Origin of the sequence: Magnetospirillum fulvum (genome assembly GCF_900108475.1) — a bacterium.
Classification (GTDB): domain Bacteria; phylum Pseudomonadota; class Alphaproteobacteria; order Rhodospirillales; family Magnetospirillaceae; genus Phaeospirillum; species Phaeospirillum fulvum_A.
The window spans coordinates 68,243-90,567 of sequence record NZ_FNWO01000001.1; the positions used below are offsets into that span (position 1 = coordinate 68,243).

A 22,325-nucleotide genomic window follows, 5' to 3' on the forward strand; every position below is an offset into this window, starting at 1 on the left:
TCCCAAACAGTGGCCTTATTCGGCCAGACGGGCCAGAGCCGATTCGGCCGACAGTTCGACCCGCTCGCCGGTCGCGCGGTTCTTCAGTTCGACGATCCCGGCGGCAACGCCCTTGGGTCCGACCACCACCTGCCAGGGCAGGCCGATCAGGTCCATATCGGCGAACTTGACCCCGGCACGGTCGTCGCGGTCATCGTACAGGGTGTCGATCCCCGCCTTCGCCAACTTGGCGTAAAGGTCTTCGCAGACGGCGTCACAGGCGGCATCGCCGCTCTTCAGATTGATCAGTCCGACCTGGAACGGCGCGACCGAGGCGGGCCAGATGATGCCGCGTTCGTCATGGTGGGCCTCGATGATCGCACCGACCAGACGCGACACGCCGATCCCATACGACCCCATCTCGACCGCGACGGGCTCGCCGTTCGGCCCCTGCACCACCGCGTTCATCGCCTTGGAATATTTGGTGCCGAAATAGAAGATGTGGCCGACCTCGATCCCGCGCGCCTCGCGCAACCGTTCCGCAGGCGGAACGCCGGGCGCGCCGGGGACGTGCTTTTCGTCGGTGGCGGCATAGAGGCGGTCGAGCGCTTCCAGGTCGATCTCGCCCTTCGCCGCCAGCTCGTCATAAGCGACGTCATAGAACACGCCGCTTTCGCCGGTCTCGGCCAGGATGTGGAATTCGTGGGTAAGGTTGCCGCCGATCGCGCCGGAATCCGCCCGCATCGGGATCGCGGTCAGACCCATCCGCTTGAAGGTCTTCAGATAGGCGGTGAACATCGTCTCGTAAGACTTTTTCGCGCCTTCGAAATCCAGGTCGAAGGAATAGCTGTCCTTCATCAGGAATTCGCGGCCGCGCATCACGCCAAAGCGGGGACGGACCTCGTCACGAAACTTCCACTGGATGTGATAGAGGATCTTCGGCAGGTCGCGGTAGCTCTTGACGTTGTCGCGGAACAACTGGGTGATCAGCTCTTCGTTGGTCGGCCCGAACAGCATTTCGCGGTCGTGACGATCACGGATGCGCAGCATCTCCTTGCCATAGGCATCGTAGCGCCCGCTTTCCCGCCAGATGTCGGCCGACTGGATCGTCGGCATCAGCAATTCCTGAGCACCGGCGGCGTCCTGCTCCTCGCGCACGATCTGCTCGATCCGGCGCAGCACCTTCAGGCCCAACGGCAGCCAGGAATAGATGCCCGCAGCCGACTGGCGGACCATCCCGGCCCGCAGCATCAGCCGGTGCGAGGCGATCTGAGCCTCGGACGGAGTCTCCTTCAGGGTCGGCAGGAAAAAGCTGGAACGGCGCATGACGGTCCTCTGGAATCGGGAAAGGCTGGAAAGCGCGGACTTTAGCCCGGATTTCCCGGCCTGTCACGAACCGGGCCGCAGAAAGGCGCGGAAACAGTCATGCCGTCAACGCACGCCCCGGCGCGCACAGGCCGCAGCCAGCGCCCGCTGATCGTCTTGCACCATCGGCTGGCCGTTGAAGGTGAAGGTGTCGCGGGCGAAATCGTACTTGACCGTGCCGACCTTCGATTGGGTCAGCCCCAATCCCTTGGCAGTCCCTTGCGGGGTGGTGACGCCCTGGCGCTCTTTGTTATAGGTCAGCGGATTGATCGTGAGCGGGATTTCCAGCACCTCGGGCACGACCTTGCGGGCGAAGTCGGCGGCGACCGGATCGAGATCGGCGGGAACAACCGGGCGGCCACGGGCATCCACGCCGGGACGATAGGCGACGTCGGCGTCGGGGATGTGGCGGATCAGCCGGGAACAATCCGGCTTGGTGATGGTGATCACCAACGGGGTGTCGGGCATCAGCCGGGTCGGGGCTCCCGCCGACGGCTCGGCCAAAGCCGGTTCTACACCGGCAATTATCAAGAAAGACAAGGTTATCAGGGAGCGTAACATCGCGAAAACCCTCCTTGCATCCTGTCGGAGCATCCCCGGGCAAGGCTACGACTCTTTCGCCTTCAACCTGCATTATGGAATATAAACAAAAAAACAGGGTGACGCGGGGAACAAAGTTGCGTAGCTTCGGCGTCAAGCTCGGTCAACGGGCAAACCATCCAAATCGATGGCCGAACTTTTGCGCGGCCCTGGGTTCGGAAGGAAACGTCCCCTGATATGATAGCGGAACCAGGATAAAAAAGCGGCGGAATCGGAGTCCCGGTTCCGCCGTTTCCGTTCGACGCGTCCTATCCGAGCAGAAGAGCCCGCAAGGCCGACCAGCAGGATTCGTCGGGTGCCAGCAGCAACGCCCCGTCGTCGAAGCGAGGGCGATAGGGGCTGGCGTCGATCATTCGGCCATATCCCCCCGCCTCAGCGTGAATCAGAACCCCGGCGGCATGATCCCACGGCATCAGCCGACGGAAATGGGCGAAATGCAGCCCGCGATGGACCAGATCGAGGTAATCGTGGGCGGCGCTACCCTTGCGGCCGACCTTGGCCACCCGCCCGGACAGCCGGGCCGAGCGCTTGACCGAACCGGACAGGGTGGCAAGCGGACCACCCGGCAGCACCGACAGGCGCTGACCGGCTTCCCAGGCGCCACCGCCTTGTTCGGCGATTGTCATCCGCCCCGAGACCGGATCATAGATCCAGCCGATCCGGGTGACGCCATCGACGACCAGGGCCAGGATCACGGCAAAGCGGGTCAGCCCCTGGGCGAAATTCGAGGTGCCATCGACCGGGTCGATCACCCACACCGCCCCCGGACGCTCTAGCAGAGAGAGCAGAGCGGGAGTGGCGGCAACCGCCTCTTCGCCGACGCAGGCGGCTTCGGGCAGGATTTCGGCGAGACGCAGGGTCAGAACCCGTTCGGCCTCGATATCGGCTTCGGTGACCAATTGACCCGGAAGCTTTTCGCGGATTTGTCCGGCGGTCAGATTACGAAAGCGGGGGAGGATTTCGGCGGCGGCGACCTCGCGGATAATCCCGGCCACCCGGTCGATATCGACCGGGGCGGTCATGAGGGCGGCCGGGCCGCCGCCTGTCGCTGATGAAAGCGGCGGACATCGGCGGCATCAAGCTTGACGCGCAGATAAGCGTGGCTCTGATCGTCACGACGGGCGACGATTTCGCCGTGACGGTACAGCCACGCAATCGAGGCCCCATCGGTCAGCGGCAGCGACACGTCGAGCATCGCCCGCCCCTGCCCCAGACGGCGGTCGAGTTCGGCCAGCAGAGCCGGAACCCCTTCTCCGGTCACCGCCGAAAAGGGCAGCCGGGCCGAATGGCGGCTGGCCTGATTGATCACTTCCTCGCGCCGTTCGGCACTCAGCAGATCGATCTTGTTCAGCCCTTCGACCAGACCGTTATCGACCATCTCCGCAAGCCCCAATTCGCGCAGGACGGTTTCGACGTCGGCGGCCTGGGCCTCGCTGTCGGGATGGGAGATATCGCGGACATGGACCACGACATCGGCCTCCAGCACCTCTTCCAGAGTGGCGCGGAAGGCGGCAACCAGTTCGTGGGGCAGATCGGAAATGAAGCCGACCGTGTCGGACAGGATCACCTTGCGCCCGGACGGTAGCTCCAATGTCCGCATCGTCGGGTCGAGGGTGGCGAACAGCATGTCCTTCGCCATCACCTCGGCGCGGGTGACGGAATTGAACAAAGTCGATTTGCCCGCATTGGTGTAGCCGACCAGAGCGACAATCGGATAGGGCACCCGACGCCGCGCCTTGCGGTGAAGGTCGCGGGTCCGCTTGACGTCGTCCAGTTCGCGTTCCAGCTTGACGATACGGTCGCCGATCATCCGGCGGTCGGCCTCGATCTGGGTTTCGCCGGGGCCACCCAGGAAGCCGAAGCCGCCGCGCTGACGCTCAAGGTGGGTCCAGGACCGCACCAGCCGCGAGCGCTGGTAGCTGAGCGCGGCCAACTCGACCTGAAGCGTTCCCTCGCGAGTACGGGCGCGGGCACCGAAGATTTCGAGAATGAGGCCGGTGCGGTCGATGACCTTGCAGCCCCAAGCCTTCTCAAGGTTGCGCTGCTGCACCGGGGTCAGCGGCGAATCGATCACCGCCAGGCCGATCTCGGCATCGGCGATAGCATCGGCCAAACGCTCGACCGCGCCCTTGCCCAACAGGGTAGCTGGACGCGGGCGCGGCACCGGAACCGCCTCGGCCAACACGATATCGAGTTCGATCGCCTGGGCCAGCCCGACCGCCTCGGCCAGCCGGGCTTCGGGCAGACGAATCGCCGTGGCCGGGGAAGAGTCGGCAGACCCCTCCCCTCGCCCCCCCGCCTTGCGGGCGGGATGAACCACCAAAGCGCGTTGACGCGCAGACGAAACCGGAGACTCAGGGGGACGGGGCGCCACTTACTCTTCGCCGCTTTCCTTGCTCGTGGGATCGAACAAGGTCACCGGGGTCGATGGCATCACGGTTGAAATCGCATGCTTATAGACTAACTGGGTATGACCGTCCCGACGCAGAAGTACGGAAAAGTTATCAAACCAAGTAACGATACCCTGAAGCTTGACACCATTGACAAGGAAAACTGTCACAGGGGTCTTATTCTTTCGGATATAATTAAGAAAAACGTCTTGCACGTTTTGGGTCTTTTCTGCGGACATGATCTTGATCCGTTCTTATTGCCCGTTTGGATTAATCGAGGCAACGCCGACAGCATTCCTCGACTATCTCTTTCGTTAGCACCATTTCGGCGCGATGGGAACCGATAGTTCGCGCAGCACCTCGCCCAGGGCGCGGCAATCCTCGACGATTCGGGCCGGAGGTGCGACGAACTCGCCGGGTCGGGGCGGTTCGGGCCGCAGCAGAACCGAACTGCACCCGGCATTGACTGCGCAGAGGATATCGACCGGCGAATCGCCGATGAACCACACCTCGGGACCAAGATCCATTCCGGTCCCGTCCAGCGCCAGCCGGACCGAGGCCGGATCGGGCTTGTCGGCCGAGGCGTCCTCGGCACCGACCAGACGGCTGAAATAGCCGGTCCAGCCCAACGCCTCGGCTTCCTTGCGCAGGAAATAGCCGCGCTTGTTGCTGACCACCGCCAGCACGATGTCGGATTCAGCCAGCGCTTCGATCAACGCGGCGGCCCCGGGTAGCGGGACGAGATGGTCGAGGTGAATCGCGGCGAAGGCATCGCTGAACACCTCGCGCGCCTCGGGCCAGCGCTCGCCGAACATCTTCGGAAACGAATCGCGCATCGAGGCGGCGACCTGTCCCTTGGTTTGCTCCAGGCTCCATTCGGGCAGGCCGAAATGGCGGAAGGTGGCGTTGTAGGTTTTCTGGATACACAGCCAGGAATCGACCAGGGTGTTGTCCCAATCGAACACCAGCGCCCGCGGCCGGGGCAAAGGAGAGGACATCAAAAGAATTCCAACCTTACAGAGAACATCTTTTCCACTTTCTTGACCGCCTCGGCGGCGGCGAACAGAATCACCCGGTCGCCCGCCTGGACCACGGTGGCACCGCGTGGCGAGATCACCCGACCGCCCCGCACGATCGCGCCGAGCAGAACCCCGGCGGGAAGACGGACGTCGCGCAACGGCTTGCCGACCAGCGAGGAGGTTTCGAGCGCATCGGCCTCGATCAGTTCGCCAAAGCCCTCATGCAGGGAATGGACGCCGTGAATGCGGCCCCGTCGGACATGATGGAGGATGTTCGAAACGGTGATGGCGCGAGGCGAAATCACCACGTCGATCCCGAGCGGCGCGACCAGCGCGCCGTAATCGGTCTTGTTGATCAGGGTCATGGTGCGGCGGCAGCCATAGCGCTTGGCGAGCAGACTGGCGAGAATATTGGTCTCGTCGTCGTTGGTCACCGCGACCACCGCTTCGGCGGCGGCGACCGAAGCTTCCTTCAGAATCTCGGCATCGAGCACGTCGCCATTGATCACCACCGAGCGGTTCAGGCTGCGGGCGACCAGTTCGGCGCGATCCTTGTCGATCTCGATCACCTTGATCGTGGTGTTAGGGTGGGCCGCTTCAAGCTGCTGGGCCAGGAACAGGCCGATATTGCCGCCCCCCAGCACCAGGATGCGCCGCGCTTCCTGATCCTCGCGGCCAAAGGCGGCCATCGCCCGCTCGACATGGCCGGTATCGACGACGAAATAGACCTCGTCGCCTTCCTGCATCTGATCTTCCGAATCCGGAACGATCGCCTTGCCGTCACGGACGATACCGATAATGACGATCGCAAGATCGGGAAACAGCACGGTGAGCTGGCGCAACGGGGTGTTGATCAGCGGGCACTGGCTGGTGCAGCGCACCCCGATCAGCCGGACCCGATCGTTGGCGAGCGGAATGACGTCGATTGCGCCGGGAACCTGAAGCCTGCGGGTGATGGCGCGGGCGACCTCGATCTCCGGGCTGATGATGACGTCGATCGGCAGATGTTCGCGGGTGAACAGGTTCGACCAGATCGGCTGGAGATAGCTCTGGCTGCGAATGCGGGCGATCTTGGTCGGCACGTTGAACAGCGAATGCGCCACCTGACAGGCCACCATATTGACCTCGTCGGCGGCGGTGACCGCGATCAGCATATTGGCGTCGGCGGCACCGGCTTGTTCCAGGACACCGGGATGCGAGGCAAAGCCCGACACCACCTGAACGTCCAGCGTGTCGCCGATCTTACGCAGCAGATCGGGCCGCTGATCGATCACAGTAACGTCGTTATTCTCACTGGCGAGGTAATGGGCAATATTAAAGCCGACCTGCCCAGCCCCACAGACGATGACCTTCATCGTTAACGTACCTTTTCGTCGGTATTAATGCCGAGAAGCTTTAGCTTCCGGTGCAGGGCCGACCGCTCCATGCCGACAAAAGCAGCGGTGCGAGAGATATTGCCCGCGAAACGATTGACCTGGGCCAACAGATATTCCCGCTCGAACAATTCGCGCGCCTCGCGCAAGGGAAGCGTCATGATCTCGCTTGATTTTTCCCAGCGCAGAACGGTCGGGGTGATCGCGCCGATCTCGCTCGGCAGCATGTCGGCCCGCACCGGCTCGCGCCAGTCGCCCGGAGCCATGATCAGCAGCCAGTCGATCGCGTTGCGCAACTGACGGATATTGCCCGGCCAGTCATAGGCCTGAAGCGCCGCCAGCGCGTCCTCGCCCAGCGGTCGCGGCGGCACCCCCGCCAACTGCGCCGCCAGTTGCATGAACTGACGGGCCAGCAGCGGGATATCTTCCTTGCCATCGCGCAACGCGGGCATCCGGATCGGCACGACGTTGAGGCGATAGAACAAATCCTCGCGGAAATGACCGGCCAGCATTTCGGATTGCAGGTCGCGGTTGGTGGTCGCGATCACTCGAACGTCAACCTCGACCCGCTTGCCGCCGCCGACCCGCTCGAAGGTCTGGTCCTGGAGGACGCGGACGATCTTGCCCTGGGTTTCGAGCGGCATGTCGGCGACCTCGTCCAGCAGCAGCGTGCCGCCATGGGCCTGCTCGAACGTGCCGATCTTGCGCGGAGAGGTCGGGCCGTCGGCACCGTGCTCGGTCCCGAACAATTCGATTTCCATCCGGTCGGGATGCATCGCCGCGCAATTGACGACGACGAACGGCCCCTCGGTCCGGCGCGAGTGGGCGTGGATCATCCGCGCCGCCACTTCCTTGCCCGATCCGGCCGGCCCGGTGATCAGCACCCGGGAATTGGTCGGCGCGACCCGCTCGATCGTCTGGCGGATTTGCACAATGGCGGGGGAGATTCCGACCAGATCGCCGGTCGAGCCGGAGCGGACCCGCAACTCGCGGTTCTCTCGCTTCAACCGTGCGGATTCGATCGCGCGATCGACCACCAGCAGCAAGCGGTCGGCCTTGAACGGCTTCTCGATGAAGTCGTAAGCCCCCTGCTTGATCGCCTGAACAGCGGTCTCGATCGTGCCATGGCCCGAGATCATCACGACCGGAACGTCGGGATGCTCGCGCTTGATCTCGTCAAGCACGCCCAGCCCGTCCAGCCGCGAGCCCTGAAGCCAGATGTCTTGGATCACCAGAGAGGGACGGCGGGCACGGATACGCTCCAGCGCCTCGTCGGCGTTTGCTGCCTCGCGGGTGCTGTGCCCCTCGTCCTCGAGAATGCCGGCGATAAGGACGCGAATATCGGCCTCATCATCGACGATCAGGATGTCATGCGCCATGAACTACCGTCTTGTCACCGGAGGATTGGGATGGTGGCGGCTCGGTTGCCGGAAAGATCAGACCGACCCGCGCCCCCCCTTCCGGCGCGTCTTCAAGATACAGATCACCACCATGGTCTTCCATGATCTTCTTAACGATGGCAAGACCTAATCCGGTCCCCTTGGTCCGGGTGGTGACATAGGGCTCGGTCAGCCGTTCACGATTTTCACGCGGCAATCCGCGACCATTGTCCTCGACCTCGACCAGAGTCCGCTCGGGTTCACGGCGCAGACGCATCACGATCCGCCCCGGAACCGACGGATCCTCGCGTCCTCGCACCGCCTCGACCGCATTCTTTAACAGATTGGTCAACGCCTGCCCGATCAGGCGACCGTCGGCGGTGATCGGGACCGGATGATCGGGAATCTGATTTTCGAAGGTGATTTCGGGCGCTCCGGTCCGTTGCAGGAACATCGCTTGGCGGCAGATGTTGGCGAGATCGTCCGGCTTCATCTGCGGAGCCGGCATCCGGGCGAAGGACGAGAATTCATCGACCATCCGCCCGATATCCCCCACCTGACGGACGATGGTTTCGGTCAGTTGAACAAACGTATCAGGATCGCTCGCGATCTCCTTTAAATATTTGCGTTTCAGCCGCTCGGCCGACAATTGGATCGGAGTCAGCGGATTCTTGATCTCGTGGGCGATCCGTCGCGCGACATCGGCCCAGGCCGCCTTGCGCTGGGCCGAGACCAGTTCGGTGATGTCGTCAAACGTGATGACGAACCCGACGGTCTCTCCATCCAGATTTTCGGCGGCGACACTGACCAGCAAGATGCGCGACCGCTCGCCGGGCGGCGACAGCCGCACCTCGCGCTGAAGCAACCGGTCGGGACGGCGGGCGACCTCATCGACCGCCTCGGCCAGTTCGGGCAGAACCTGATGCAAATCCTCGCCGATATGGTCTTCCAGCGCCAACCCGACCAGATCGCTGGCAGAGCGGTTGGGCAGGTGAATCCGTCCCTGGCGGTCAAGGCCGATCACCCCGGCCGACACCCCCGCCAGGACCGTTTCGGTGAAGCGGCGGCGTTCGTCCAACTCGCGGTTGGCGTCCATCAGATCCTGACGCTGGGTGGATAGCTGATCGGTCATCCGATTGAACGCCCGCGACAACAGGCCGACCTCGTCGGACGTGTCCTCCTCGCTGACCCGGGCGTCGAGATCGCCCGATCGGACCCGTTCGGCGGCGTCGATCAGCCGAACGATCGGTGTTGCCAGCCGGGTCGCCATCATCAATCCAACCCGGACCGAGGTCAGCACCAGCAGCAGCGCGACCATCCCGAACACCAGCGAGAAGGCGTTTTCCAGCCCCGAGCGGCGGCCTTCCAGCCGTTCGTACTGCGCCACCGCCTCCGAGGTCTGCTCCATATGGCCGATCACCTTGGGATCGACAAAGCGCCCGACAAAAAGAAAGGTGTCGCCGAACAGCCCCGACACCTGGACCAACGCCCGCACCCGATCCTCGCCACCGCCGGTCAGCACCGCGACATCGCCTGCCCGTGCTTTCTCGAACGCCCATTGCGGAATCTGGTCGATATTGGCCTCGACGGCGAAGATCAGCCCCGAGCGGGCCAGGATCGATCCGCGTCCGTCGAACACGATCGCCTCGGTCAGACCGCGCACCGCCGCCTGGGTGGCGACGAATTGCGAGAAATGCTGCGGCGAGCGCATCAGCATCGGCCCTTCGCGGTTGATGTCGTTGGCCATCGCCAAGGCATCGCCGCCGATGATCTGCTTGTGCTCTTCCAGATAGGCGTGCGCGACCTCAAGCGAGGCCTGAAGCGCGGTACGGACCCGCTCGGAAAACCAGCTTTCCAGGCCGTAGCGGAAAAAAACCGCCGAGCCGACCGACATCAAGGCGGACGGCGTCACCGCCACCAGCGCGAACAGGACGATGAAGCGGAGATGGAGCCGCGATCCCGACGACCCGCTGCGGCGCGCCCGCATCACCTCGAGCACCCGGAACCCGACCACCGCGCCCAGCGCCAGCAGCAGAACGCAATCCAGCACCAGCAGAATTTGCACGGTGTGGGGATCGGGCCGGGCAATCCCGGCATCGGCCAGAACCCAGATGGTGGCAACGACCGAGGGGATTGTCGCCAGGGTCAGTCCATAGGCCAACAGATGGGAAAGATCGGCCCGTCTCAGCCACGAACCGAAACGACGGGCGGACTCTTGCTGTTCCGGCGCCATCGCCTCGCCTTTCCTCATTTCAGGGTGCGGCTGACCTGCAATTCCAGGTCGCGGATTTTCTTGCGCAGGGTATTGCGGTTAAGACCGAGCAGTTGCGCCGCCTTGATCTGGTTGCCGCGCGTAGCCTCAAGTGCCAGCGAAATCAGCGGCTTCTCGACCTCGCGCACCACCCGGTCATAGACTCCGGCCGGCGGCAATCCATCGCCATGATTGGCGAAATAATCGCGCAGATGGCGTTCAACCGTCGCCGACAGCCCCTCACCCTCGATCCCGGCCCCGATCACGTCCGTCGGGGGAGCGCCACCCGCCAGTTCGGCTTCGATCACGTCGATCCCGATCACTTCCTGCGAATAAAGCGCGGCCAGACGGCGGACCAGATTTTCCAATTCGCGGACATTGCCGGGCCAGCGATGGCGCTTCAAGCGCTCCATCGCCTGGGAATCGATCGTCTTGGTGGGCAGACCCTCCGCTCCGGCCTGGGCCAGAAAGTGGCGGATCAGTTCGGGGATGTCCTCGGACCGCTCGCGCAACGGCGGCAGGCGGATCGGCACCACGTTGAGACGATAGAACAAATCCTCGCGGAACATGCCCTGGCGAATCAATTGGGTCAGATCGCGATGGGTGGCGGCGACGATGCGGACATTGGCGCGGATCGGCACCCGCCCGCCGACGGTGGTGTATTCGCCTTCCTGCAACACCCGCAGCAGCCGGGTCTGCGCCTCGGGCGGCATGTCGCCGATTTCGTCGAGGAACAGCGTTCCGCCCTCGGCCTGCTCGAAGCGACCGGCGGCGCGTTGGGTCGCGCCGGTGAACGCCCCCTTCTCGTGACCGAACAACTCGCTTTCGATCAGTTCGCGCGGAATCGCCGCCATGTTGATCGCGACGAAGGGGCCGTTGCGGCGCTTGCCGTAATCGTGCAGGGCGCGGGCAACCAGTTCCTTACCAGTGCCGGACTCGCCGGTGATCATCACCGTGAGGTCGGTCCCCATCAGCCGGGCCAGGGTCCGATAGATTTCCTGCATCGCCGAAGACCGGCCGATCAGCGGCAGCTTTTCCTCGTCGTCGTCCTGGGCGGTGTCGGACGAGGCGGCACGCGGTGCCGACAAAGCCCGACTGACCACCGCGACCAACTCTTTGAGGTCGAACGGTTTTGGCATGTATTCGAACGCGCCGCGCTGGGTCGCCTTGACTGCGGTCAGCAGGGTGTTCTGGGCGCTCATCACGATGATCCGCAGATCGGGACGGATTTTCTTGATCCGGGGGAGCAGATCGAGCCCGTTCTCATCTGGCATCACCACGTCGGTGATGACGAGATCGCCCTCGCCTTCCGACACCCAGCGCCACAACGTCGAGGCGTTTCCGGTCGTCCGGACTTCATAGCCGACCCGGCCCAACGCTTGGGACAGCACAGTGCGGATGCCACGATCGTCGTCAGCCACCAGAATGGTGGCGGTAGTAGTCATGGTCATTCGCTTTCCTTGCTTTCGCCGTCCTGGACCATCGGCAGCAACACCCGGAAAACCGTCCGCCGGGACTGACTGTCGAACTCGATGACTCCGCCGTGATCGCCGACGATTTTGGCCACCAGAGCCAATCCCAAACCGGTTCCGGTGGTCTTGGTGGTGACAAAGGCATCGAACAGATTGGGGCGCAGATCGTCGGGGATACCAGGACCGTTATCTTGAATGCTGACCACCAGCGGCAGATGACGCTTGGCTTCGTTGCCGCCCGGCAACGCCAGCCGCACACCATGTTGGTAGCCGGTGGACAAAATGATCTCGCCGCCCTCCTCGGGCACCGCTTCCGAGGCGTTCTTGACCAGATTGAGGAAGACCTGGATCAACTGATCGCGGTCGCCTTGGGCCGGGGGCAGCGAGGGGTCGTAATGCTCGACGATGCGGATCTGACGGGCAAATCCGGCCTCGGCGATACGGCGGACATGCTCCAGCACCTGATGCAGGTTGACCGGATCGCGTACCGCCGTCGGATTGTCCGAGAACGCTTCCATCCGATCGACCAGGGCGACGATCCGGTCGGCCTCGTCGCAGATCAGCCGGGTCAGCACCCGATCGTCCTCGTTGGCGTTCTGCTCCAGCAATTGCGCCGCCCCCCGGATGCCCGACAGCGGATTCTTGACCTCGTGAGCCAGGATCGAGGCCATCGCGGTCACCGAACGGGCGGCGTTGCGGCTGGTCAGATGCGCGCCGATCTTAAGCGCGATCGATTGTTCGAGCAGACTGACCACCACCGCGCCGGTCTGTTCGACGATCGGCGAAACCTGGACGCTGACGATGCGGTGGCCGGTCCGCGGGGTGTCGAGCACGACACCGTATTCGGCAACGGAATTACCGTCGCCGCGCGCTTGGGCGATCAGCGCCAGCACCGGCGAATCCGGCGGGAGGAATTCGCTGGTGGGGTGGCCGCACAGCCACGCCGCCCCGCAGGCAAACAATTGCTCGGCCCCGCCATTGGCGAGGCGGATGATGTCGTCGCCATCGACCGCGAGCACGGCGGCGCTGATCGCGTTCAAGATGACATCGGGATCGAAGGTCGCGCCGCCGGTACGACGTCGGGGCGCGGAAACGGTAGGGAGTGCCATCAGGCGGCGGCCTTTCCAGCCAGCGATCCAAAAAAATCGGCTAAGGCGCGGCGCACCGCGTCGGGATCGTCCAGCCGGTTGATCCCGGCGCGAAATTCGGCCGAGCCCGGCAGGCCGCGAGAGTACCAGGCAAGATGCTTGCGGGCGTTGCGCACACCCGAAACCGTTCCGTAATGCACCAGCAAGGCCTCGAAATGATCGATCACGATCTCATACAATTCCCCCGGCGAGGGGTCGGGACGCCGTTCTCCGGTGGCGAGGAAATGCCCCACCTGCCCCGGCAGCCACGGCCGCCCCATGCTGCCGCGTCCGATCATCACGCCATCGGCCCCTGACAGGTCCAACAAGGCGACCGCGTCGTCGATGCTGCAAACGTCGCCGTTGCCGATCACCGGAATCGACACCGACCGCTTGACCTCGCCGATAAAGGCCCAATCGGCCCGACCGCCATACATCTGGCTGCGGGTCCGCCCGTGCACAGTAACCATGCGGATGCCGCTCTCCTCGGCGATCCGGGCCAGCCGGGGCGCATTCAGGCAGGATTGATCCCATCCCATCCGCATCTTCAGCGTCACCGGAAGATCGACGGCGCGAACCACCGCTTCCATCAAACGGCCGGCCAGCACCTCGTCCTTCATCAGGGCGGCGCCGGATTCCCCTTTGACCGCAACCTTCTTGACCGGACATCCCATGTTGATGTCGATGATCGCCGCTCCCATGTCCTGGTTGAGCCGGGCGGCCTCGGCCATCGCCTCGGGTTCGCATCCGGCCAGTTGGACCGAGGTCGGCTGATCGGCGGCCTCGTGACTGGCCATCCGCATCGTCTGGCGGTTCTGGCGGATCATCGCCTGACTGGCGATCATTTCCGAAACGACCAGACCGGCCCCCAGGCGACGGGCCAGACGGCGGGTGGGCAGATCGGTCACCCCCGCCATCGGTGCCAGGATTACGGCATTGTCGAGGGAGAGCGATCCGACGGTCAGGGACGAAAGGGGGCGGGTGCACATCATATGTGCATATTTATTATGCAGATGTCCCCCGGCGCAACGTCAAAAACGGCCGAGCCGGGGGCTGTCTCAGCCGAGCGGAGCCGTCAACAGCACCTGCTGCACGAACTTTACCCCGGGATAGGCTAAAGTGAGGAGAAGATAGGCAACCAGAACCACCCGGGCGGCGAGACGGCCGCGCACGCCGCAGATGCGATGACCGATCAGCAGCATACCGATCAGGACGAAGGCCAGCAGCGACAGCAGGGCCTTATGCTCGAAGGTGATGAACGAGCCGGTTTCGACATAATGCAGCGCCAGCCCGGTCAACAGGCCGAGCCCCAGCACGACCTCGCTGTCGAGCAACAGGCGACCGGACATCCGTTCGGCGTCGGCGACGCTGGGAAGCAGCCGGGTCAGCGCTGTCGGCCGTTTGCGCTTCAGCGCCCGCTCCTGGAGGAAGATTGAGGCCGACGCCACCGCCGCCACGGTCAGCAGCGAATAGGTCATGACCGAAACGATGATATGGAGATCGACCCACGCCGCGCTGGCCCCGCCGGTCATCGGCGGCGGCGCGCCCTCGACCCAGCTGACCATCGAGGCCAACAGCCCGACAGCGGCAAGGAACGGCATCAGCAGCGGCCCCAGACGCCACGCCTGCGGCGTCGTCACCGACAGCAAGGCATACATCGCGGCGCTGCCAGCGATGCTGACCCACAATCCGGCCGAAAGACTGGTCAACCATTCGCCGCTCATCAGCCAGCCGCCCCAGATCGACGGGGCGATGACGGCAAGAAGGGTCGCAGCCCAGAAACGGCCGTCGCGACCGGCATGGGGTCTGAAGGAAACCGTCGCGGCCGGAACCAGAGCGACGAGGGCGATAATGTTAAGAAGAAGCGGCGACATGGGTCGGACTATACCATTCTTTTGGTTCATGCAAACTGGCGGAGTGATGACACGGGCGGGGATCTCCCCCGCGCTGGCCGCAGCTTCGGCTCAGGATAGCCGACAAATCATATTTCTCCCTTTGCCGACGCGAAAGCCCGATTCCGTTCCGGCCTCTCTCTTTCTCCGGAGAGTCATAGTCCCGTCTATGACCGCCCGCAGGGTTTCAGATAAGCGCGCCTTGTCCCTTGGCAAGCCCGTCCTTGCCGCATAGGCTGTCGCCTCTTTAGGCCATTGGAGGACGATCATGGGCAAAACGGTGGTGCTGGTGGTGGCGGCGGGGCGCGGACGCCGGTTCGGCGGCGATTTGCCCAAGCAGTATCACGATCTTGCCGGACGGATGGTGCTGCGCCACACCTTGGCCGCGTTCGCCACCAATCCCGAGATCGACGCGGTGCGGGCAGTGATTCACCCCGACGACCGCCAGCTTTACGATATCGCAGCGTCCGGTCTGGCGCTGCTGGAGCCGGTGGCAGGGGGAGCCAGCCGTCAGGATTCAGTTCGTCTCGGTCTCGAAAGCCTGGCCGATCTTGCGCCCGAACGGGTGCTGATCCATGACGCCGCCCGCCCCTTCATTGACGCAGGCACGATTGGGCGGGTCGTTTCCGCGCTGGCCTCGCAAGCAGCCGCCTTGCCGGTGGTGCCGGTCGCCGACACGTTAAAGCGCGGCAAGGACGGTTTCGTCTCCGACACGATCTCGCGCGAGAGCTTGTTCCGCGCTCAGACTCCGCAGGGATTCCGCTATGGCGATATCCTGTCGGCGCACAAGGCGGTGATCGGCGAGGACTTGACCGACGATGCCGCCGTCGCCGAGCGGGCCGGGCTGGCGGTGGCGCTGGTCGCCGGGGCCGAGGACAATGTCAAGATCACCACCGCCGCCGATCTGGACCGGGCGCGCCGCCTGTTCGAAGGCGCGGGAGAAATCCGCACCGCCACCGGCTATGACGTCCACCGGTTCGGGCCGGGCAACGGAGTATGGCTGTGTGGCGAACTGGTGCCGCACCAGGCCGGGCTGCTGGGCCATTCCGACGCCGATGTCGGCCTCCACGCCTTGACCGACGCCGTACTCGGCGCGATCTCGGCGGGGGATATTGGCCACCATTTCCCCCCGTCCGAGCCGCGCTGGAAGGGAGCCGCCTCGGACCAGTTCCTCGCCCATGCCGCGTCGCTGGTGGCGGCGCGGGGCGGCCGGATCGTCAATGTCGATGTTACCCTGATCTGCGAGCGTCCCAAGGTTGGTCCGCACCGGGCTCGGATGGCGGCTCGTTTGGCCGAGATTCTCAAAATCGACCAGGGTCGGGTGTCGGTCAAGGCCACCACCACCGAGGGGTTGGGCTTTACCGGTCGCGCGGAAGGGATCGCCGCCCAGGCCAGCGCCTCGGTCTGGCTGCCCCGCTAACCGCTTACGAAGCCGGTCGTGAAAAAGTCCTTCGGCCTTTGGCCTCAGTGTACTTTTCCCCGGTTCAAAAAGAATCCCCGTGCTCAATCAAGCTTTCTGCGCGGGGATGGATTTGGTTTCCTCCGAAGCCGATGGGCTTTGCCCACGGCATCGGAGGCGGGTGAAACAGACAACACGAAAAATGGGCGCCGGGCCGTCCCTAGCCCATTTTTCTCCTTTTAATCCAACGGGAAAAAGTACACCGAGCGACAGCGAGGGACTTTTTCACGGGAGACTACGAAGCCTGCTCTTCCTTGCGGTGAGGAAACCAACGGGCGCGCAGCGTGGCGATCAGAGCCTTGGCCTGACGCCACGCTGCCCAGCTTTCCAGGCGGGCATGAGCCCAATTCTTGGCGCGCAAGATGATGTCGTGCAGCCAGACGAACCAGCCAAACGTCATCAGGGCGGGACGGCACAGGGTGTAAAGCCGCGCGAACAGGGCCGTCGCGGCAAGCTTTGCCGTGACCAGCACCACCAGCCCGAACAGGAAATGCCCGCTGGCGATCGCCCAGACCGCCGCCAGCTTGACCGGCAGGATCAGCAGCGCAGGCAGCAGGAAGACAACAGCGGCGGCCTTGGGCGGCAGGGCGACGATCACCGCCTCGATCCGGGCGATCGAGGCCAGGCGGCCAAGCCGGGCCATCAGGCTTTTCAGCCATCCCCACAAATATTCCTCGAACAGCATCAGCAGCACCGCGAACGGCACCGTCAGCACGGAGGTCCAGGAACGGGAGCGGGACGGAATCGGGGTCATGGCTCGCACCGAGAGGCAGAGAGGAAAAACAACGAAACCGGATCCTGCCGCGCCGATCTGGCGGCAGCGGCCCCGGCGGCACAATCGACACATTCATGCCGCTCGGCCCGGCGGCAACGCTCGCGCGCCGGACAATCTGGCGGAGGTTCACTCCGGATCGGGCGGGACGGCGTCAATGCCCTCCTCCGCCTTCGGCCTTTGCCTTTTTGTCCTTGGGCGGCTTGCCCCCCTTTTCCAGGGCGGGATCGCTGACCTGTTCCGGCTTCAGGAACATCGGCAAGGGCTTCAGCCATTCCGAAGCGTCGCGGGCACGCTCGGCCAGGGCAAGACGGCCATCCGACGAGGCGATCACGGCGGCAGAGACCGACGCCAGAGCGCGGCGGCGATCCTCTTCGCTGCCGCCTTCGGCGCGAACGGCGAACGCGGCGCGGACCGGCAGGGCGGCATCGGGACCGCTGGGATGGAGTCTCACCATCCATTCGACCGTGCGTTTGCTCGCATCCAGCACGCCCTCATGCGCCATCACCTCCTGATCGGCGGCAAGCATCCCCACGGCGTAGCGCAACACCACGCCGGGCGGAGCGGTCAGACGAAGCCCCAGCGGCACCAGCGTCTCGCCATGGACCACCAATTCTCCTTCGACAGCATAAGCTAAACCGTCCGCTCCGGGAAAGCGGGCGATTTCGTCGCCAAAGCTGAAACTGGCTTCGTTCGAGCGAGACCAGCCACGAGCAATTTCCTTGCGCTGGAGGAAGCGTTCGACAGTGCGGCGCAATGCGTGGAACTGCTCGTCTTCGGTCGGGGTGAACGAGTCCCGTTTGTGCGGGGTCGGCAGCAGCGACACCGCTTCGATGCTGAAGGGCGCGAACCCGGTGCGAACCGGGGCACGATCGACCAGAGCGAAGGATTTGACATCGACGGGAACCGCGGGCGCATCTTCGGCCCGGATCGGATCACAGGCGGCGAACAGGCTCAGTCCGGCCAGAATCGCCACTTTCAATACGCTCATTCCACCCCCTCAGATTATCCCTGGACGACCAGCAAGACCGTCATATTGGACGCGTCCCCGCCGGTTCAACCCCTGATCGGATCATGACGGACCGTCGTCGGGATCGAGTGCACTTTCGCACGCATCGACTCCGCCCGCGCCGTCTTCGTCCGGTTCGGGCAGGGTATCGACCAGCGCTCCCTCGCCAAACGCGCGGTTGCCATAGGCTCCGGCGGCGGCATTAGGATCGAGCAGACCGGCGGCCTCAAGCTCCTTGACCCCGGGCAAGTCCGATATCGATTCGAGTCCGAAATGATCCAGGAAGCCGTCGGTGGTGCCCCAGGTCAGCGGCCGTCCCGGCGTCGCCCGCCGCCCGCGCGGCCGGATCCACCCAGCGGCGAACAAGATGTCGAGCGTCCCTTTCGACAGAGCAACGCCGCGCACCTCTTCGATTTCGGCGCGGGTCACCGGCTGGTGATAGGCGATGATCGCCAGAGTTTCGACCGTCGCGCGCGACAGCCTGCGCTGCTCCGCCCGCTCGATTCGCAACCGCCCGGCCAGATCGGCAGCGGTCCGGAAGGCCCACCCCTGCCCGCGCCGCACCAGCGAGATTCCTCGCCCGGCATACAGCCCTTCGAGTTCGTTAAGCAGGCGAGACAGATTGGTTCCCTCGGGCAGATGCGCGGCCAGGGTCCGTTCACTGACCGGTTCGCCCGAGGCGAAGATCACCGCCTCGACCAGCCGCACCAGATCGGGATCAGTCATCGTCCCCTCCGCTTTCGTCGCCGCCGTCGCGCTGACCGGCCCGGACATAGATCGGCGAATAAGCCGGTCCATCCTGGCGCAGGCACAGCCGCCCCTGTCGGGCCAGTTCCAGCGCGGCGACGAAGGTCGAGGCCATCGCCGATTTCATCTTCAGTGCGTCGCCCTCGATCGGCGGCAGATAGGCCATCAGCACCGACCAGTCCGGCAGGGCGCCCAGCCCCAGCATCGTCTCGAGCCGGGCCAGCGCATCCTCGACCGACCACAGATCGGCCGCTTCGACCGTCAGCACCGTCACCCTGCGGCGGGCGACATGGTCGGCATAAACTTTGAGGAAGTCGTAGAAGCCCAGATCGAAGATCGGGCGGTCGATCACCTCGATCCCCTCGGCCGCACCCGGGCCGAACACGTCGCGGCCCAGGCGGGGACCGGCGAACAATTTTCGCCCGGAATCCTGCATCGCCTGAAGACGGCGCAGGCGAAAGGCCAACGCCTCGGCCAGTTCCGCCGGACTGGGTTCGTCGCCGGGATCGGGTTCCGGCTCGGGCAGCAGCAGCCGCGATTTCAGATAGGCCAGCCACGCCGCCATCACCAGATATTCTGCCGCCAGATCAAGCTGGTTCTTGCGGAGACGGCCAATGAAATCAATGTACTGTTCGGCAAGCCTTAGAATCGACATCCGGCTGATATCGACCTTTTGTTCCCGTGCCAATTGAAGCAGCAGATCAAGCGGGCCGTCCCACCCGTCAAGGTCGATCAGCAGGCGATCGGCGACGGGACGAGCCTCCGTACTCTCGTCCAATTCCTCCGCGACGGCGACCGACTCTGTCATCGGCACTCAGCCTCCCGGCCCCAGAACTCCCAGCAACAGCCGCGCGATCGCCCGGACCGGGCCATCGACCAATCCGCCCAGCAGATCGAGATTGATCCCAATCGCATTGCCCAGCATCGGCAGCAGGAACAGAACCCCCAGCACCAGCAGGATGCCGAACCGCTCCAGCCGGGCCAGCCGGATGGCCAGATGGGCGGGCAACAGACCGGTCAACACCCGCCCACCATCAAGCGGCGGAATCGGAATCATGTTGAAAACGGCCAACAACAGATTGATATAGATTGCGTTTTTAAGATTCTCGAACAGCCAGAGCTGGGCCGCATCGGGCACGAACGGAATCAGCCAGAACCCGATCACCGCCAAAGCCGCCATCAGCAGATTGATGGCAGGACCGGCAGCGGCGACAACAATCATCCCCAGCCGCAGGGGGCGCAGGCGGGAGAAATCGACCGGGACCGGCTTGGCCCAGCCGAACATCACGCCGCCGACGATCACGAGAAAAGCGGGAAGGATCACGGTGCCGAACGGATCGACATGGCGCAGCGGGTTGAGCGAAATCCGCCCCATCCGTTCTGCGGTGTCGTCCCCCATCGCCCGGGCGGCATATCCGTGCGCCGCCTCATGCAGCGTCACCGCCAGGATTACCGGCAAGGCCCAGACGGCGATCCCCGACAGCACGTCGTTCATCGGACCGACACGGACAACAGAGCTTCGACCCGCGCATGGGCGGCAGCAATGTCGAACGGCACCGGCCGACGGCGGCGCGCCTCGCCCCGGGCCAGCCGCTCCAACGCCCGGTCGGTCAACGGCCGGACGACGCGGGCCAGCGCCGCCATCTCGTCCATATCTCCGTTGCAGTGAAGGACGATGTCGCACCCGGCATCGAGGCTGTCGTTGGAGCGATCCTCGAACCGCCCGCCCAGCGCCTTCATCGACAGATCGTCGGACAGCAGAACGCCGTCAAAGCCCAGGCGGCCGCGAATGACCTCCTCGATCACGATCGGCGAGGTCGTCGCCGGACGCACGCGGTCGAACGCGGTATAGACGACATGGGCGGTCATTCCCCACGGCGCATCGGACAGCGCCCGGAAAGGAACGAAATCCTTGGCCTCCAGGCTCTCTGCGGAGTCCTCGACCACCGGCAGGGCGACGTGGCTATCGACGGTGGCGCGGCCATGTCCGGGAATATGCTTGACGATCGGGATCACCCCCTCGTCGAGCAAGCCGTCGGCCACCTCGCGGGCCAGATCGGCGACCAGGGCCGGATCGGTGCCATAGGCGCGGTCGCCGATCACGTCATGCGCCCCCAGGACGGGGACGTCGAGCACCGGGGCGCAATCGACGTCGATGCCAAGATCGGCCAGCTCGCGCCCGATCAGGCGGAAATTGAGCCGCAACGCTTCCTTTGCAGCGGCACGGTTACGCTCGGCCAGGGCGGCAAACGGCGCGCCGGGGGGCGCTTTGCGCCAATAAGGCGGCTTCAGACGCTGGACCCGCCCCCCCTCCTGATCAATCAGGACCGGGGCGTCGGCGCGGCCGACCGACTGACGCAATGCGGCGACCAGGTCGCGCACCTGATCCGGCGTGTCGATATTGCGGCCGAACAAGATGAATCCCAACGGATTGGCCGCAGCGAAGAGACGGCGTTCGGACTCGGTCAGCGCCAATCCGGCGCAACCGAGAATCAGAGCCGCCGGAGGCTGACTATTTACGGGCAACGATACACCCCTGGTTACGACGGGTAAGATCGGCACAAATCTGACGGGCGGATTGTTCGTCGAGACCACCGGCACGGATGCGCCAGAACACACCCTTACCTTCCAGATCGACCCGAACGATATCGGACTTCAGTCCGCCCAGAAGATCGGCATAGGTTTTTTGAATCCGCGCCCATTCCTTGTCGGCCTGATCGGCGGCGCGCACAGCCCCCAACTGGACGACGAAATCGCCCCCGCCGCTGCGGCGGACCGGGGCGGCGGCGGGCGGCGGCGCGACATTGGCGACCTGGGCCGGGGTGATCACCTGCGGCTTGGCCGCAGCGGGCGGGGCCGCCGTCTTGGTCGTCGCAGCCGGAGCGGCAGGGGGAGAGGTCGGAACCGTCGGAGCGGCACGGGTCTGCACTGGTTGATAAGACGACACCGGCGGCGGCGGCGCCAGCGCCGACCCGGCAGGAGGTGCCGCAACCGGCGCGGGAGCGGTCGGAACCGCAGGAGCGACCGACGCAGGCGGAGCCGCGCTTTGCGGCGCGGCCGCCGGGGCCTGCGGCAAGGTCAGGGTTTCGGTCGGAGTCGTCGAGGGACGAGGGGGAGCCTTGGGGCTTTCCGGCGGTGGCAATAACCGCTCGACCCGCCCGTCGGTTTCCGATCCGGATTCCATCCGCTCATAGACCAGCTTGTCCTGGTTGGGAACCTGCATGCCGCCGCGATCGTCGGGACGCAGCTTGAACGGGCGGTCCTCGGCCTTGATCACCGGGACACCGTCGCCCGCCCCCTTACGCCCGCCGATGAAATGCAGCCCGACCGCGACGATCGCGCCGACCGCGACCACCGCCGCGACAATCGTGACGATCCCGCGCAGGCGATGGCCCGCGCGGGCCTCATGCGAATCGGCATCGGCGTCGTAGCGTTCCGGGATGATATCCAGAATGTCGCGGTCGTAATCGTCGCTGGGACGCAAGGCCATG

21 protein-coding genes are annotated in these 22,325 nt (G+C 64.6%); 1 reads left to right on the forward strand and 20 read right to left on the reverse strand.

Annotation, left to right across the window (positions count from 1 at the left end):
- Positions 1-15 precede the first annotated feature (15 nt).
- From proS to BLW40_RS00370, 13 genes are all read right to left on the reverse strand, one after another.
- Positions 16-1,305, reverse strand: a complete 1,290-nt coding sequence (gene proS, locus BLW40_RS00310; protein WP_074764413.1) for a proline--tRNA ligase — start codon at positions 1,303-1,305, stop codon at positions 16-18.
- Positions 1,306-1,410: 105 nt separating this feature from the next.
- Positions 1,411-1,905, reverse strand: coding sequence for a hypothetical protein (locus BLW40_RS00315; RefSeq protein WP_083386550.1), 495 nt, complete (start codon positions 1,903-1,905; stop codon positions 1,411-1,413).
- Positions 1,906-2,192: 287 nt separating this feature from the next.
- Positions 2,193-2,966, reverse strand: coding sequence for an inositol monophosphatase family protein (locus BLW40_RS00320; protein ID WP_074764417.1), 774 nt, complete (start codon positions 2,964-2,966; stop codon positions 2,193-2,195).
- Positions 2,963-4,264 carry a GTPase HflX gene (gene hflX, locus BLW40_RS00325; protein ID WP_244511005.1) on the reverse strand — a complete coding sequence of 434 codons (1,302 nt, stop codon included), beginning with the start codon at positions 4,262-4,264 and terminating at the stop codon, positions 2,963-2,965. The genes BLW40_RS00320 and hflX overlap by 4 nt, the downstream gene beginning before the upstream one ends.
- Before the next feature lie 54 nt (positions 4,265-4,318).
- Positions 4,319-4,573 (reverse strand): RNA chaperone Hfq, encoded by a 255-nt coding sequence (gene hfq, locus BLW40_RS00330; protein WP_074764421.1) that lies wholly within the window; start codon positions 4,571-4,573, stop codon positions 4,319-4,321.
- Positions 4,574-4,648: 75 nt separating this feature from the next.
- A complete protein-coding gene (locus BLW40_RS00335; protein WP_074764423.1) occupies positions 4,649-5,332 on the reverse strand; it encodes an HAD family hydrolase in 684 nt (227 codons plus the stop codon).
- Positions 5,332-6,708 (reverse strand): Trk system potassium transporter TrkA, encoded by a 1,377-nt coding sequence (gene trkA, locus BLW40_RS00340; protein WP_074764425.1) that lies wholly within the window; start codon positions 6,706-6,708, stop codon positions 5,332-5,334. Before trkA ends, BLW40_RS00335 begins: the two co-directional genes overlap by 1 nt.
- 2 nt (positions 6,709-6,710) lie before the next feature.
- Positions 6,711-8,105, reverse strand: a complete 1,395-nt coding sequence (gene ntrX / locus BLW40_RS00345) for a nitrogen assimilation response regulator NtrX (protein WP_074764427.1) — start codon at positions 8,103-8,105, stop codon at positions 6,711-6,713.
- Positions 8,095-10,338 (reverse strand): sensor histidine kinase NtrY-like, encoded by a 2,244-nt coding sequence (locus BLW40_RS00350; protein ID WP_074765022.1) that lies wholly within the window; start codon positions 10,336-10,338, stop codon positions 8,095-8,097. Before BLW40_RS00350 ends, ntrX begins: the two co-directional genes overlap by 11 nt.
- A 14-nt stretch (positions 10,339-10,352) precedes the next feature.
- Positions 10,353-11,807: a nitrogen regulation protein NR(I) gene (ntrC, locus tag BLW40_RS00355; RefSeq protein ID WP_083386551.1), complete on the reverse strand. Its 1,455-nt coding sequence runs from the start codon at positions 11,805-11,807 to the stop codon at positions 10,353-10,355.
- Entirely contained in the window at positions 11,804-12,937 is a 1,134-nt protein-coding gene (locus BLW40_RS00360) for a two-component system sensor histidine kinase NtrB (RefSeq protein ID WP_074764429.1), read from the reverse strand. The genes ntrC and BLW40_RS00360 overlap by 4 nt, the downstream gene beginning before the upstream one ends.
- Positions 12,937-13,947 (reverse strand): tRNA dihydrouridine synthase DusB, encoded by a 1,011-nt coding sequence (dusB, locus tag BLW40_RS00365; RefSeq protein ID WP_074764431.1) that lies wholly within the window; start codon positions 13,945-13,947, stop codon positions 12,937-12,939. Before dusB ends, BLW40_RS00360 begins: the two co-directional genes overlap by 1 nt.
- Positions 13,948-14,013: 66 nt before the next feature.
- Complete coding sequence (locus BLW40_RS00370) at positions 14,014-14,829, reverse strand: cytochrome C assembly family protein (protein ID WP_074764433.1); 816 nt, start codon at positions 14,827-14,829, stop codon at positions 14,014-14,016.
- A gap of 286 nt (positions 14,830-15,115) precedes the next feature.
- Here BLW40_RS00370 and BLW40_RS00375 point away from each other — a divergent pair, with 286 nt between their 5' ends.
- Positions 15,116-16,267 carry a bifunctional 2-C-methyl-D-erythritol 4-phosphate cytidylyltransferase/2-C-methyl-D-erythritol 2,4-cyclodiphosphate synthase gene (locus BLW40_RS00375; RefSeq protein WP_074764435.1) on the forward strand — a complete coding sequence of 384 codons (1,152 nt, stop codon included), beginning with the start codon at positions 15,116-15,118 and terminating at the stop codon, positions 16,265-16,267.
- Positions 16,268-16,541: 274 nt separating this feature from the next.
- Here BLW40_RS00375 and BLW40_RS00380 read toward each other — a convergent pair whose 3' ends face one another.
- The 7 genes from BLW40_RS00380 to BLW40_RS00410 all read right to left on the reverse strand — a co-directional run bounded on the left by BLW40_RS00380 (position 16,542) and on the right by BLW40_RS00410 (position 22,324).
- The gene (locus BLW40_RS00380; RefSeq protein ID WP_074764437.1) at positions 16,542-17,060 is read right to left on the reverse strand and encodes a hypothetical protein; all 519 of its coding nucleotides are present in this window, start codon (positions 17,058-17,060) and stop codon (positions 16,542-16,544) included.
- Between the two features lie 172 nt (positions 17,061-17,232).
- Positions 17,233-18,069, reverse strand: a complete 837-nt coding sequence (locus BLW40_RS00385) for a hypothetical protein (RefSeq protein WP_074764439.1) — start codon at positions 18,067-18,069, stop codon at positions 17,233-17,235.
- 81 nt (positions 18,070-18,150) lie between these two features.
- Positions 18,151-18,813 carry an SMC-Scp complex subunit ScpB gene (scpB, locus tag BLW40_RS00390; protein WP_074765024.1) on the reverse strand — a complete coding sequence of 221 codons (663 nt, stop codon included), beginning with the start codon at positions 18,811-18,813 and terminating at the stop codon, positions 18,151-18,153.
- Positions 18,806-19,642, reverse strand: coding sequence for a segregation and condensation protein A (locus tag BLW40_RS00395; RefSeq protein WP_074764441.1), 837 nt, complete (start codon positions 19,640-19,642; stop codon positions 18,806-18,808). Before BLW40_RS00395 ends, scpB begins: the two co-directional genes overlap by 8 nt.
- 6 nt (positions 19,643-19,648) lie before the next feature.
- Positions 19,649-20,329: a site-2 protease family protein gene (locus tag BLW40_RS00400; protein ID WP_074764443.1), complete on the reverse strand. Its 681-nt coding sequence runs from the start codon at positions 20,327-20,329 to the stop codon at positions 19,649-19,651.
- The gene (nagZ, locus tag BLW40_RS00405) at positions 20,326-21,360 is read right to left on the reverse strand and encodes a beta-N-acetylhexosaminidase (RefSeq protein WP_074764445.1); all 1,035 of its coding nucleotides are present in this window, start codon (positions 21,358-21,360) and stop codon (positions 20,326-20,328) included. Before nagZ ends, BLW40_RS00400 begins: the two co-directional genes overlap by 4 nt.
- On the reverse strand, positions 21,347-22,324 hold the full coding sequence (locus BLW40_RS00410) for an SPOR domain-containing protein (RefSeq protein ID WP_074764447.1): 978 nt from the start codon (positions 22,322-22,324) through the stop codon (positions 21,347-21,349). The genes nagZ and BLW40_RS00410 overlap by 14 nt, the downstream gene beginning before the upstream one ends.
- Position 22,325: the final 1 nt, after the last annotated feature.

Excerpts from the sequence above, each read along its gene's own strand:
- BLW40_RS00375 (WP_074764435.1), top strand. The coding sequence starts at position 15,116 with ATGGGCAAAACGGTGGTGCTGGTGGTGGCGGCGGGGCGCGGACGCCGG.
- ntrC (WP_083386551.1), bottom strand. The coding sequence starts at position 11,807 with ATGACCATGACTACTACCGCCACCATTCTGGTGGCTGACGACGATCGT.
- ntrX (WP_074764427.1), bottom strand. The coding sequence starts at position 8,105 with ATGGCGCATGACATCCTGATCGTCGATGATGAGGCCGATATTCGCGTC.
- trkA (WP_074764425.1), bottom strand. The coding sequence starts at position 6,708 with ATGAAGGTCATCGTCTGTGGGGCTGGGCAGGTCGGCTTTAATATTGCC.
- BLW40_RS00370 (WP_074764433.1), bottom strand. The coding sequence starts at position 14,829 with ATGTCGCCGCTTCTTCTTAACATTATCGCCCTCGTCGCTCTGGTTCCG.
- BLW40_RS00380 (WP_074764437.1), bottom strand. The coding sequence starts at position 17,060 with ATGACCCCGATTCCGTCCCGCTCCCGTTCCTGGACCTCCGTGCTGACG.
- BLW40_RS00315 (WP_083386550.1), bottom strand. The coding sequence starts at position 1,905 with ATGTTACGCTCCCTGATAACCTTGTCTTTCTTGATAATTGCCGGTGTA.
- BLW40_RS00385 (WP_074764439.1), bottom strand. The coding sequence starts at position 18,069 with ATGAGCGTATTGAAAGTGGCGATTCTGGCCGGACTGAGCCTGTTCGCC.
- BLW40_RS00350 (WP_074765022.1), bottom strand. The coding sequence starts at position 10,338 with ATGGCGCCGGAACAGCAAGAGTCCGCCCGTCGTTTCGGTTCGTGGCTG.
- BLW40_RS00410 (WP_074764447.1), bottom strand. The coding sequence starts at position 22,324 with ATGGCCTTGCGTCCCAGCGACGATTACGACCGCGACATTCTGGATATC.
- proS (WP_074764413.1), bottom strand. The coding sequence starts at position 1,305 with ATGCGCCGTTCCAGCTTTTTCCTGCCGACCCTGAAGGAGACTCCGTCC.
- BLW40_RS00395 (WP_074764441.1), bottom strand. The coding sequence starts at position 19,642 with ATGACAGAGTCGGTCGCCGTCGCGGAGGAATTGGACGAGAGTACGGAG.
- hfq (WP_074764421.1), bottom strand. The coding sequence starts at position 4,573 with ATGTCCGCAGAAAAGACCCAAAACGTGCAAGACGTTTTTCTTAATTAT.
- BLW40_RS00400 (WP_074764443.1), bottom strand. The coding sequence starts at position 20,329 with ATGAACGACGTGCTGTCGGGGATCGCCGTCTGGGCCTTGCCGGTAATC.
- BLW40_RS00335 (WP_074764423.1), bottom strand. The coding sequence starts at position 5,332 with ATGTCCTCTCCTTTGCCCCGGCCGCGGGCGCTGGTGTTCGATTGGGAC.
- BLW40_RS00320 (WP_074764417.1), bottom strand. The coding sequence starts at position 2,966 with ATGACCGCCCCGGTCGATATCGACCGGGTGGCCGGGATTATCCGCGAG.
- BLW40_RS00360 (WP_074764429.1), bottom strand. The coding sequence starts at position 12,937 with ATGGCACTCCCTACCGTTTCCGCGCCCCGACGTCGTACCGGCGGCGCG.
- scpB (WP_074765024.1), bottom strand. The coding sequence starts at position 18,813 with ATGACTGATCCCGATCTGGTGCGGCTGGTCGAGGCGGTGATCTTCGCC.
- dusB (WP_074764431.1), bottom strand. The coding sequence starts at position 13,947 with ATGATGTGCACCCGCCCCCTTTCGTCCCTGACCGTCGGATCGCTCTCC.